Source organism: Pseudomonas sp. VD-NE ins, from assembly GCF_031882575.1.
GTDB classification, from domain to species: Bacteria; Pseudomonadota; Gammaproteobacteria; order Pseudomonadales; family Pseudomonadaceae; genus Aquipseudomonas; species Aquipseudomonas fluorescens_BZ.
In genome coordinates, this window is record NZ_CP134772.1 from 2,915,016 (window position 1) to 2,927,364 (window position 12,349).

Annotated in this window: 10 protein-coding genes; 4 read left to right on the plus strand and 6 right to left on the minus strand. The window is 57.1% G+C overall.

The genetic code is table 11. The annotated features are described in order from the left end of the window. The first annotated feature begins 44 nt into the window (after positions 1-44). The gene (gene ahpF / locus RMV17_RS12940; RefSeq protein WP_108226134.1) at positions 45-1,607 is read left to right on the plus strand and encodes an alkyl hydroperoxide reductase subunit F; all 1,563 of its coding nucleotides are present in this window, start codon (positions 45-47) and stop codon (positions 1,605-1,607) included. 513 nt (positions 1,608-2,120) lie between these two features. On the opposite strand, the gene gloA is transcribed toward ahpF, so the two are convergent. Beyond that, complete coding sequence (gene gloA / locus RMV17_RS12945) at positions 2,121-2,642, minus strand: lactoylglutathione lyase (RefSeq protein ID WP_034154254.1); 522 nt, start codon at positions 2,640-2,642, stop codon at positions 2,121-2,123. Positions 2,643-2,781: 139 nt separating this feature from the next. Between gloA and RMV17_RS12950 the strand changes: the two genes are divergently transcribed. Beyond that, a complete protein-coding gene (locus RMV17_RS12950) occupies positions 2,782-3,300 on the plus strand; it encodes a DUF4946 domain-containing protein (RefSeq protein ID WP_034154253.1) in 519 nt (172 codons plus the stop codon). Positions 3,301-3,519: 219 nt separating this feature from the next. Here RMV17_RS12950 and RMV17_RS12955 read toward each other — a convergent pair whose 3' ends face one another. The 3 genes from RMV17_RS12955 to RMV17_RS12965 all read right to left on the minus strand — a co-directional run bounded on the left by RMV17_RS12955 (position 3,520) and on the right by RMV17_RS12965 (position 6,643). After that, entirely contained in the window at positions 3,520-3,885 is a 366-nt protein-coding gene (locus RMV17_RS12955) for a histone-like nucleoid-structuring protein, MvaT/MvaU family (protein ID WP_034154252.1), read from the minus strand. A 234-nt stretch (positions 3,886-4,119) separates the two neighbouring features. Beyond that, positions 4,120-5,655, minus strand: a complete 1,536-nt coding sequence (locus RMV17_RS12960; protein ID WP_311886759.1) for a cyclic diguanylate phosphodiesterase — start codon at positions 5,653-5,655, stop codon at positions 4,120-4,122. A 118-nt stretch (positions 5,656-5,773) separates the two neighbouring features. Continuing rightward, positions 5,774-6,643: a LysR family transcriptional regulator gene (locus RMV17_RS12965; protein WP_311886760.1), complete on the minus strand. Its 870-nt coding sequence runs from the start codon at positions 6,641-6,643 to the stop codon at positions 5,774-5,776. Positions 6,644-6,721: 78 nt separating this feature from the next. Here RMV17_RS12965 and RMV17_RS12970 point away from each other — a divergent pair, with 78 nt between their 5' ends. Next, positions 6,722-7,669 (plus strand): EamA family transporter, encoded by a 948-nt coding sequence (locus RMV17_RS12970; protein ID WP_311887039.1) that lies wholly within the window; start codon positions 6,722-6,724, stop codon positions 7,667-7,669. Positions 7,670-7,914: 245 nt separating this feature from the next. Continuing rightward, complete coding sequence (gene hppD / locus RMV17_RS12975) at positions 7,915-8,991, plus strand: 4-hydroxyphenylpyruvate dioxygenase (RefSeq protein ID WP_007912211.1); 1,077 nt, start codon at positions 7,915-7,917, stop codon at positions 8,989-8,991. Positions 8,992-9,165: 174 nt separating this feature from the next. Here the strand turns inward: hppD and rarD are convergent, their stop codons facing one another. Both rarD and RMV17_RS12985 read right to left on the minus strand, forming a co-directional pair. Then, a complete protein-coding gene (rarD, locus tag RMV17_RS12980) occupies positions 9,166-10,047 on the minus strand; it encodes an EamA family transporter RarD (protein ID WP_311886761.1) in 882 nt (293 codons plus the stop codon). A 127-nt stretch (positions 10,048-10,174) separates the two neighbouring features. Further along, a complete protein-coding gene (locus RMV17_RS12985; RefSeq protein ID WP_311886762.1) occupies positions 10,175-12,292 on the minus strand; it encodes an acyltransferase family protein in 2,118 nt (705 codons plus the stop codon). Positions 12,293-12,349 lie beyond the last annotated feature (57 nt).

A 12,349-nucleotide genomic window follows, 5' to 3' on the forward strand; every position in this document is an offset into this window, starting at 1 on the left:
TTCGCTCGGGCTTTTTTTCGCCTCAAATAAAGGAAATCGCCCGTATGTTGGACGCCAATCTTAAAGCCCAGTTGAAATCGTACCTGGAACGGGTCACCCAGCCGATCGAGATCGTTGCCTCCCTCGACGACGGTGCGAAATCCCGTGAAATGCTGGAACTGCTGAAAGACGTTGCCAGTCTTTCGAGCCAAATTACCTTGATCGACAGCGGTGACGATGCACGCAAGCCATCGTTCTCGATCAACCGCCCGGGCGCTGACATCAGTCTGCGTTTCGCCGGCATCCCGATGGGCCACGAGTTCACCTCGCTGGTACTGGCCTTGCTGCAAGTCGGCGGCCACCCTTCGAAAGCCAGCGTTGAAGTGATCGAGCAGATCCGCGCGCTGAAAGGCGAGTTCAGCTTCGAGACTTATTTCTCGCTGTCCTGCCAGAACTGCCCGGACGTGGTCCAGGCGCTGAACCTGATGGCCGTGCTCAACCCGAACATCCGCCACGTCGCCATCGACGGCGCGTTGTTCCAGGACGAAGTCAACGATCGCAAGATCATGGCCGTACCGAGCATCTATCTCAACGGTGAAAACTTCGGTCAGGGCCGCATGGGCCTGGAAGAAATCCTCGCCAAACTTGACACCGGCGCGATCGAGCGTCAGGCCGAGAAGATCAGTGCCAAAGAAGCGTTTGATGTGTTGGTCGTCGGCGGTGGCCCGGCCGGTGCTTCGGCAGCGATTTACGCTGCACGTAAAGGCATCCGCACTGGCGTTGCGGCTGAGCGCTTCGGCGGTCAGGTCCTCGACACCATGGCCATCGAAAACTTCATTTCCGTACAGGAAACCGAAGGGCCGAAACTGGCCACGGCGCTGGAAGAACACGTCAAGCAGTACGACGTCGACATCATGAACCTGCAACGGGCCGACAGGCTGATCCCGGGCAAAAACGGCGAGCTGCATGAAGTCCGCTTCGCCAGCGGCGCGACCCTCAAAGCCAAGAGCGTGATTCTGGCGACCGGTGCGCGCTGGCGTGAAATGAACGTGCCGGGCGAGCAGGAATACCGCAACAAAGGTGTGGCGTACTGCCCGCACTGCGACGGTCCGCTGTTCAAAGGCAAGCGTGTGGCGGTGATTGGCGGCGGTAACTCCGGCGTGGAAGCGGCGATCGACCTGGCCGGTATCGTGTCGCACGTAACGCTGCTGGAGTTCGACGTACAACTGCGCGCCGACGCCGTATTGCAGCGCAAACTGCACAGTCTGCCGAACGTCACCGTGATCACCAGTGCGCAAACCACTGAAGTCACCGGTAATGGTGAAAAGGTCAACGGTCTGCGTTACAAGGATCGCAACACTGACGAGTTGCGCACTGTCGAGCTGGAAGGGATTTTCGTGCAGATCGGTTTGCTGCCGAACACTGACTGGCTGAAGGGCACCATCGAATTGTCGCCGCGTGGCGAGATCATCGTCGATAACCGTGGTGAGACTTCGATTCCGGGTATCTTCGCTGCCGGCGACGTGACCACTGTGCCGTACAAGCAGATCGTGATTGCGGTGGGCGAGGGCGCAAAGGCTTCGTTGAGTGCATTTGATCACTTGATCCGCACTTCGGCTCCGGCATAACTGTCAGGTCAGAAATGAAAAAACCCGTGAGCGATCACGGGTTTTTTATTGCGCGCGAAAAGCTGCCCCTCACCCCAGCCCTCTCCCGAGGGAGAGGGGGCCGACCGAGGTGTCTGGCGTTGTCCGTCGACCTGAACGATCCAGTCGATTATGGATTCAACGCCAATCGTTCAAGTCGGCGTAATTCTCAAATATCCCCCAATCAGTCTCCTCTCCCGAAGGAGAGGGAGCCGACCGAGGTGTCTGGCGTTGTCCGTCGACCTGAATGACCGAGCCGATTATGGATTCGGTAAAGATTTTTCACGTCGGCGGAATTCTTGAATATCCCCCAATCAGTTCCCTCTCCCGAGGGAGAGGGAGCCGATCGAGATGTCCGAAGTGGGGTGTCGATCTGTAAGATCTAATCGATTATGGATTCAACGCCAATCGTTCAAGTCGGCGTAACTCTCCAATATCCCCCAATCAGTCCCCTCTCCCTATGGGAGAGGGTTAGGGTGAGGGGCTTTTCAGCTTTTACAGCGGCGCTGGCTGAATGATCTCGACCCAGTAACCATCCGGATCCTTGATAAACGCCAGGCTTTTCATGCGGCCATCAGTCAGGCGTTTCTGGAAGTCGCAGCCCAGCTCTTCAAAACGGGCACAGGCCGAGACGATATCCGGCACCGAAATGCAGATATGACCGAAACCACGCGGGTCGGTATTGCCGTTGTGATAGGCAAAATCCGCATCGTTCTCGGTGCCGTGGTTGTGGGTCAGTTCCAGAATGCCTGGAATCGACTTCATCCACTCGGTGCGGGCGGCCGCGTCGGCCGGGATCTGCGCTTTGTCGACCAGTGCGAGGAAGTACAGGCTGAACTCGGCTTCCGGGAAGTCACGCTTCTCGACCAGCGAGAAACCCAGGACGCGGGTGTAGAAGTCCAGGGATTTGCTGATGTCTTTGACGCGCAGCATGGTGTGGTTGAAGACAAAGTTGCGGGTTGCGCTGTCTGGGGTGGCGGTGACGCCGGGGAAAGTGTTGAGTTCGTGCAGGCTCATGGGCCCTCCAATAACTATGGGCGAGTGAATGGACGCAATGATACGCATGCCTGTCGGCATCGCCAAATGAAAGGGCAGGCTTGCCCTGCGTACGGGCGAGCCTCAGACTTTACGGCTCAATCTGCGAGTGCGTCCGGCAATGATCCGACTGTTCAAATCCGTGTTTGTTTTTTCTGTGTTGTCGCTTGTGGCGGTGTGCGCGTCAGCGGACGAGCCGAGCATTACCTGGCCGGCCGGTTGGGAAGTCGAGGCGCTGCCGGAGGCGAATGCACAGGTTTCCCGTCAGCGTGCGGTCAAGAGTGACGCCGATGGCAATCAGGTCATGGTGATGGAATTGACCATGACTCACGTCGAGGAGGGGCATCAGGTCAATTTGCAGGGCGTGCTGCTGGAAATGCGCAAGTCGATACAGAAGGACTTTTTCCAGGGTGGTTACCAGAGTGTCTGCAACAAAGTGCATCCGGCCACGCTGGGGACTTTGTCGGCGCTGGAAACCACTTGCACGATCACTGAAAACGGTCGACATGTGTTGTCGCAAACCTTGGTGGCAGCGGTCGAGGCGGACAGGGCTTATGTTCTTTCCTATGCCGGGCAGGCAGAGGTTTATAAGGCGAGCGCGGACGAGATAATGGCGCTGAGAAACAGCTTGAAACTTTAAGTCGCTGTACTCTTCACGTGTGCGGTTAGATACCTGAAGGGATTAAGCACAAAGTTTAAGGACGCGCCTGATCGCAACATGGCGCAGCAAAATGTTTAGCTGTGTGGTTCAGCAACGTTACAGAAAAGTCGCAACTTGTTCGATGAAAATCATTTCATTTGTTAGATATTGTCAATAAAAAAGCCCTGCATCATGCAGGGCTTTTTTGTTGGCGTGGGATTAACCGCGCAACCAGGAATCAACGGTGGCTGCACCGTATTGTTCCTTCCAGGCTTTCAGGCCACGGTGGTTGCCGCCCTTGGTTTCGATCAGTTCACCGGTGTGCGGGTTCTGATAAACCTTGACCACGCGAGCGCGGCGGGTTTTAGGTGCTGCAGAGGTCTGCAGACCGGATTTGGCCGGGTTCGGATCGAGAATGGCGATGATGTCTTTCAGGCCTTTGCCGTAGTGTTTCATCAGCCCCTGGAGCTTTTCTTCGAATTCGATTTCTTTCTTGAGCCCGGCATCGTTCTTCAGTGATTCCAGCTGCTTGAGCTGTTCCTGAAGGGCCTTTTCAGCTGCGCGAAATTCAGCGAGTCTGGACAATATCTTTACTCCAATAGTGTATTTGGCTGATACCAACCGCAAACAAAGCTATAAGCCAAGAGCCTTGAAGCGACTCGGTGATAAATGGCTCACCTGCCAATCTGGCTCAGGTTGAAAAAATTGTAGTAGTTAATGCGCCAAGAGTAAATCCTGATGTTGTCCTCATGTAACAACAACGGTCTTTTGTATCAATTTGGTGCGCCTGATCGCGGCGCTCGTCTTAATTCAGCTTAGTTAATGGTGGGTTAATGCGCTGATGAAATCTGCAGCCGGCATCGGTTTGCCGAACAGGTAACCTTGCAGAAAGTTGACGTGATGTGCGGTCAGGTAATCGGCTTGCGCCTGAGTTTCGACACCTTCGGCAACAATACCCAAATCAAGCTTGGCGGACAGTTCGATAATGGTGTCCAGAATGTGTCGGGACAGCGCATCTATGCCGATCATGGCGACAAAACTCTGATCGATCTTGAGAAAGTCCACATTGAATTTGCGCAAGTAGCCGAGGCTTGAGTGGCCGGTGCCGAAGTCGTCGATCGCGATCTTCACGCCCAGCGCGTGCAGTTGCTCGAACAGTTGCCGGGTGATGTCGGTCGGCTCGATCAGTTCGCGTTCGGTCAACTCGAGCACCAGGCTGATGCTGTCCGGGGTGAACGCGGCGAGGAACGTTCGGCAGTCCTCCACCAGTTCAAGGTTTTTGCAATGGCTGGCGGTAATATTGATGCCGATATGAAATGGCGCGGTGAACGTTGCTGACAGCGGCCCCAGCAGCGCAGCGGTCTGTTGCATCAGGGCGCGGGTCATCGGCACGATGAGGCCCGAATGCTCGGCGAACGGGATAAACAGATCCGGGCGCACCAAGCCTTCTTTGGGATGAGTCCAGCGCATCAACACTTCAGCCCCCGACCATTTCTTGCTGTCACCGTGCACCACGGGCTGGAAGTAAGGAATGAACTCGCCGGCTTCGAGTGCCCGGAGCATCTCGTGGCTCGGTGACGTAGAGCGCTTTTGCAAGACATGTCCGATGGCACCGGACACCACGCCAAAAAAGATCAACAGACTGAACAGCGGCGGATATTCATCGGCCATGTAGCGCCAGGTTTCGCCCTCGGGAAAACCGGCGGAGACACTGAACGCGTAACGCGAAGAATCCAGTGTGTGTTGTGCTATCGGCAACGCGGGCAGGGCGCCACTGTGTACTTTGCCGTCGGCCGACAGCCAGTTATCGCCCACTTGCAGCACCAGCAACATGTGCCGGCCGATCAGACGCAACATGTTGCTCAGATGGTAACCGTCGAGTGTCGTCAGTGCGCCGCCGCGACCTTCGCTGAGCCGATAGACCAGCAGAGCGGTGTTGGGGGTGACCGGGTTGCCATTCATCAGCCACAACTTGCCCTGGTTGTAGTCGCCTGCGTTGACGGCTTCTTTATAGTCGCCAAACAACGAGCTGCAATAGAGATTGTCGTCCCACACCAGATTGGTCGAGCGCACGAACGGGCGGCGGGTCACCTGTTCGCGTAAAGCAAGTTTGACGTTCTCGCAGGTCTGGCCGGCCAGTGGCAGCAATTCACGGGCTGCCTGGGCGGTGTTGTCGAGCATCAATTCGAATTGGCGCAACGCCTCTTCCGCAGTCTGTTGTGAACCTTGTTCCAGCGTGCGTTCGGCCTGCACGTAAAGAATTACGCCGCCCAGCAGCACCGGAAGCAAGCCGCTGAGCAGTGTGACGACGAGGCGCGAGCTGCGTTTGCGGCGGGGTCTGACGGTCAACGGCATGGGCGCATCCTGTCGCGGTGGAGTGGGGCTCTCGAATGCAGGCCGGGTAACGGCGCGCCGCTGAAAAACACATCAGCCAGAAGGGAGGATAGATGGCAGAAGGCGCTTGCGCCGCTCATCAAAGATTCATCCGCGTCGCCACTTCGATAAAGGCCAGGGTGGCCGGGGAGGCCTGGCGCTGATCGAGGACGGCGAGTCCGACCTGACGCTGCACGGCGGGCAACAACGGCTTCTTCACGTAGCGAGGCGTTGCTTCCTCCGGCAATGAGCCTTCGGCAACAATCGTGATGCCATCGCCACGGCTGACGGTGTCGAGGGTGCTCAGCAGTTGCGAGCAGCGATAGCGGATATTCGGTTGCAAGCGCGCGGCCATGAACAGCCGCGAGACCAGTTCTGAAGAACCCGCCTCGGTGAGCACGAACGGGGCGTCGCACAAATCCTTGAGCGTCAATGCCGATCGCGCGGCCAGCGGATGACCTGCAGGAAGCAGGGCAACCATCTGGTCTTCGATCAGCGCAAAGGTGTCGAAGCGCTCCTGGGGCAGCACCACAAAACCGATGTCGATCCGCCGTTCTTCGAGCCACTGAGTCACTTGTCGATCTGGCCCTTCATCGACGTGCACCTCGATGCCCGGATGCGCCTCTCGATAGCGCCGCAGAATAGCCGGCAACAGCCTGATCGACGAGGTTGGCCCGAACGAACCGATGCGCAAGGTGCCGCTTTTCATACCGCGCGCGTCGGCAGCTTCCTGGCGCAGGGTGTTGGCCAGGCCGAGCATGGCGCGGGCGCGCAGCAACAGTTGCTCACCGATGTCGCTGAGTTCCACGGACGACTGATGCCGACGCAGCAGCTCGACCCCCAGCTCCTGTTCCAGCGACTTCATCGCGTGGGACACCGCCGACTGCGAAATCCCCAGCCGATGCGCGGCAAGAGTGAAACCGCGCAGTTCGGCGACCAGCGAGAAGATCTCCAGTTGCGTGAGGGTCATGAGTGTTTGCTCATTTTACGATGACAAGGAATGAAGTGAATGATACGGCATTCCTCAATTTCTTTGGGCTGGAACGTCATGCGCAACGTCGAGCAACGGCACACCCCATCGTCGGATATCCCGGTCTATCTGACACTGGCAGCAGTCACCATGATCTGGGGCGGGACCTTCGTCGCCGGACGTTTTCTGGCCGGTAGCCTGAGTCCGATGTTCGCGGCCAGCCTGCGTTTCTGCCTGGCCAGTACGGCGTTGCTCGGTTTTTTGTGGCTGGCGCGGATCCCCTTGGCGCGGCCGACGCCCCGGCAATGGCTGCAACTGACGCTGCTGGGTTTCTTCGGGATTTTCTTTTACAACCTGTGCTTCTTTTACGGCCTGCAATACATCAATGCATCGCGCGCCTCGTTGATCGTCGCGTTGAACCCGGCGGTGATCGGTCTCGCCTCGTGGTGGTTGTTCAAAGAACGTCTGGGCCGGGCGAAAACTGCCGGCATCGCGATCTGTATTGTTGGCGCCGGTCTGGTGATCGTCAGTCGCAATCCGCAGTTACTGGCCGCTATGCCTGACGCCTGGATCGGTGATCTGTTGATTCTCGGCTGTGTACTGGGCTGGGGCGTTTACTCGTTGTTTTCCCGTGAATTGAATAAAACGCTGGGGCCGCTGCAGACCGTGACGTATTCGATCCTGATCGGCACGGTCATGTTGTGGATTGTCGCGGTTGTACGCGGCGAGGTGAGCTGGCAGGCGCTGAATAATCTGGGTTTGGCGCAATGGCTGAGCCTGATCTACCTCGGCGTTTTCGGCTCGGCGCTGGCCTACATCGGCTATTACCAAGGTATCCGTAAAATCGGCGCAACGCGCAGCGGGGTGTTTATCGCGCTCAACCCATTGACGGCGGTAATCCTTGGCGCCTTGCTGCTGGGCGAGCAATTGACGCCGGCCATGTACCTCGGTGGTGCGTTGATCCTGAGTGGCATTTACCTGTGCAATAAAGCCCTTGCGCCGGGCGCAGAAAAGCGGATTTTATAGAGGGAGCAGACAAGCCTATTTACGCTGTGTAGAATCGGGTTACGCATACAATAATAATCGTCTTCTGGCAGCAGAAGCCTCGCCCGCAAGAGCCTTGGGTCGACAATGAAGATATTCGGGTTTCAACTGATCTACGGTGACTTCCTCGCCCGCAGTGTGCGTGGCATCTCCTGCGCGCCACCCACCGACCTCGCATGACTGACAAATAACCCTGGTTAATTGATAAGAAATGATGAGGCGCCACCATGGCAGATTTATACGAAAACCCAATGGGCCTGATGGGCTTTGAATTCATTGAGCTCGCATCGCCGGTGCCGGGCACCCTGGAGCCGATCTTCGAGATCATGGGCTTCACCAAAGTCGCCACCCACCGCTCGAAGAACGTGCACCTGTACCGTCAGGGCGCGATCAACCTGATCCTCAACAACGAACCCAACAGCGTCGCTTCGTACTTCGCGGCTGAGCACGGCCCGTCCGTTTGCGGCATGGCGTTCCGCGTCAAGGATTCGCAAAAGGCTTACAACCGCGCGCTGGAACTCGGCGCTCAGCCGATCCACATCGAAACCGGCCCGATGGAGCTGAACCTGCCGGCGATCAAAGGCATTGGCGGGGCGCCGCTGTACCTGATCGACCGTTTCGGCGAAGGCAGCTCGATCTATGACATCGACTTCGTGTTCATCGAAGGCGTTGATCGCAACCCGGTCGGTGCCGGCCTGAAGATCATCGACCACCTGACGCACAACGTGTATCGCGGTCGCATGGCCTACTGGGCGAACTTTTACGAGAAGCTGTTCAACTTCCGCGAGATCCGCTATTTCGATATCAAGGGCGAATACACCGGCCTGACCTCGAAAGCGATGACAGCTCCGGACGGCATGATCCGCATCCCGTTGAACGAAGAGTCGTCCAAAGGCGCGGGCCAGATCGAAGAGTTCCTGATGCAGTTCAACGGCGAAGGCATCCAGCACGTCGCGTTCCTCACCGACGACCTGATCAAGACCTGGGATCAGTTGAAGAAAATCGGCATGCGCTTCATGACCGCGCCGCCGGACACCTACTATGAAATGCTCGAAGGTCGTCTGCCGAACCATGGCGAGCCGGTGGATCAGCTGCAATCGCGCGGCATCCTGCTCGATGGCGCCTCGGAGCAGGGCGATAAGCGCCTGCTGCTGCAGATCTTCTCGGAAACCCTGATGGGGCCGGTGTTCTTCGAGTTCATCCAGCGCAAAGGCGACGATGGTTTCGGCGAAGGCAACTTCAAGGCGCTGTTCGAGTCGATCGAGCGTGATCAGGTGCGTCGCGGTGTGCTCGCTACCGAGTAATCGGCCACTGAAATGAAAAAATCCCGGCCTGCAGAGATGCAGAGCCGGGATTTTTTTCAAGATCAAAAGATCGTCCGAACGCGGCCCGAGCCTGCGGTAGCTCCTACAGGAAAAACGCATTCCAAATGTAGGAGCTGCCGCAGGCTCGGGCCGCGATCGGACGATCTTTTGCTTTTAAGGGCGGCGTTGCCGCATCAGATGTTTGAAGCCTTCGAAGACCAGTACCACAACCGCCAGCCATATCGGAATGTACGTCAGCCACTCCCCGGACTTGATGCTTTCACCGAGCAGCAACGCCACCCCGAGCAACAACACCGGTTCAACATAACTCAACAAACCAAACAGGCTGAATGGCAGCAAACGACTGGCAATGATGTACACCACCAGCGCCGATGCACTGATCAAGCCCAGTAACGGAATCAGCCACAACAGCCCCGGGTACTGGTCAAACACGCCAAAGCCTTGCTCGCCGCCCTGCACAAACCAGTAAGCGACCGGTAGCATCAGGGTCATGTCGACCCACAAGCCGCCGAGGTTGTCGGTCTTCAGGTATTTACGCAGGACGAAGTAAAGCGGATAGCCGACAACTACCACCAACGTCGCCCAGGAAAACCCGCCGACCTGATACAGCTCGTTCAACACGCCCAGGGTGGCGAAGAACACCGCAACCTTTTGCAAATACGACAGGCTGTCGCCGAAGGCAATCCGCCCGGTCAGCACCATCGCCAGTGGCAGCAGGAAGTAGCCCAGCGAAACATCGAGGCTGTAGCCGTTGAGCGGCGCCCACATGAACAGCCACAATTGCACACCGAGCAGGGCAGAGGAGACGAGCAGGCCGGCGATCAATTTCGGCTTTGCCGCCATCAACCGGACCAGCTCCAGCACCCGCCGCCATTCCCCGGACACCAGCATGAATACGGTCATGCACGGAACGGTCAGGAGCATCCGCCAGCCGAAAATTTCCACGCCGCTCAACGGTGTGAGCAACGATGTGTAGTAATACATGACGGCAAACAGCACCGAGGCTGAAACCGATAGAGCGATACCTTTAGACAAACTGTCCTCGCGGGTTGATGGTCAAACGGGGCGCGAAGGATACGTGGTTTTTGTGCTGAATATTGTTCACATGCTCAATATTTCCCACATCCACGCACATCCCCATGTGGTCAGTGTGAGTAAAGCATCACTGCGCAACCTTCAACGGATTACCGAAACGCATGAGGTACATCTCGCCGAACTTGTAAGAGGCGTAATCGGTGATGTGACCAATATCACGATAGACCGGCAAACCGTCGACGGTGGTCATGCAGGCGGCGTCTTTGCACTGCACGATTTTCGGGTCAATGACGATCAAACCGGGGTACTCAGCCTTCAGTTCATTGAACAGTTGTTCCAGCGCCGGCTCCTTGGCACCTGACCATGGCGCCGTGGCGCAAAGGCTGCTTTGCTCGGCACTGCCCATCAAGCCGCGCAACTTGACCTGTTGCAGCAGGCACGTGTTGATCCCCGCTGGCATGGGCAGGGTATTTTCCAGAAAAACCGGCGTAGCACCTGATTCGACAATGATATCCAGAGCCTTGCGGATCGCGACCCCGAGGCGTTGTTGCGACAGTTCCGGGCTGCGCGGGTCATCCAGTCTGGTGACGATGTCATCGTCGAGATACGCCTCCCAGAACTGACCCAGGATCACATACTTGAAATGCCGCTTCGCGATCAGGTCGTAATAGCGACGCGTGGCGTCGTGGCATTTTTGATACAGCGCGTTGGTGTATTTATTCGCGTCATAGAGGTAGATCCCGGGCAAGGCCAGGCAAGCCGGATAGCCCTGCGTCAGTACGGCAAGATTGGCATCCTTGGCCAGTGTTTCAACAAAGCCCCAGTAGTGGTTCGAAAACGAATCGCCCATCAGCAATATTTGCGGTGCGGCCTGCGCGGCGCCCGCTATGCAGCCCGGATCGGCGCCATCACTGACACCCAGGCATGCTTCCCGAGTGGCCGGGACAGACGCTTTCAAACCGTTGAAGACGTTGTTGTAGCCTTCGTTGAAGCGGTTCGGCCAGCCTTCTTGTCTGACGCTGGCAGCGTGGAGCAGCGACAGCACGACAGCGGGCAGGATCATCAGCACGAGCAAGGTTTTGACAATACCGAACCTTGCCTTTCGAAACCTGTTTTCGATCAGCACATAACAGAGCCAGGCCATGACGAACGTGGCGACGAAGTAAACGATCGTCATCGGCGGGGTGAGCGCGATGCCCATGTAACTCATCACCGCGAGGATCGGCCAGTGCCACAAGTACAAGGAGTACGAGAGCGTGCCGATAAACACCAGGGGTTTGAACGCCAGCAGTTTCGACGTAATGCTCGCATCGCCAACCCCCTGAAACAGCAAGGCTGCAGTGGCAAGGCACACGGCGATCGCGTGGTATCGAGGGAAGCCCGGCAGGATATCTTCCAGGGTGGCGCAGTAGATGATCGTCGCCAGCGACAGTGCACAGACCAGCGTGGCGCTCAGGCGATTGAGTCTGAACCTGGCCGTGCTGAAGATCACCGTACAGGAGCCGATCATCAATTCGAAAATTCGCGCGGTGAAGAAGTAGTAATTTTTATCCGGCACGGAGTAAGACAGGTACAGCGCGAGCGCCATGGCCGCCAGGGTCAAGCCGAGTACTGCCGCTTTGAAAAGGCTTTTCGTCAGGTAGCGGTGGAGCACCCAGAGGCCCAGCGGCAAGGCCAGATACCACTGCCATTCGATGGCCAGCGACCAGGTGTGCAACAGCGGCAGACTGGCCGCGTCGGGTGTGGCGTAACCCGTGGTCACTTTGGAAAAGTACTGGTTGGAGATAACTAACGACGTGTACTTTTCGCTTTTGAGAAAGTCGACGTAGTCATCGGGCAAGTACAGCAGCGTTGTGACCATCAGGGTCACGATCAGCAAGGCGATCACGGCCGGTTGCAAGCGCCAGATGCGTCGTGTGTAGAAACCCGAAAAAGTAAACGTGCCGTTGTTCAGCGCTTTCATGATGATCGCGGTCGTCAAGTAACCCGAGATCACGAAGAAGATATCGACGCCAATAAACCCGGACGGGAAAAACGCCAGGCCGCCGTGGAAAATCAGCACCAGCAACACCGCGATTGCGCGCAGCCCATCGATATCCGCACGGTAATCAATAGAGGGTTTGCGATCCCCGGCGGTCGAGGCCATTGCCGGCGAAAGTGGCTCGCGCAGCTTTCTATCGCCAAACAGTTTGAACAGCAGCCCGCGCAAAGGCTTCCTAGATACCTCAACGGGGCGATTGAGCATGTATTAAGTCCCTGATTATTTCTGAACGATCAATCAAATCATCCGTTTGATCGCGTT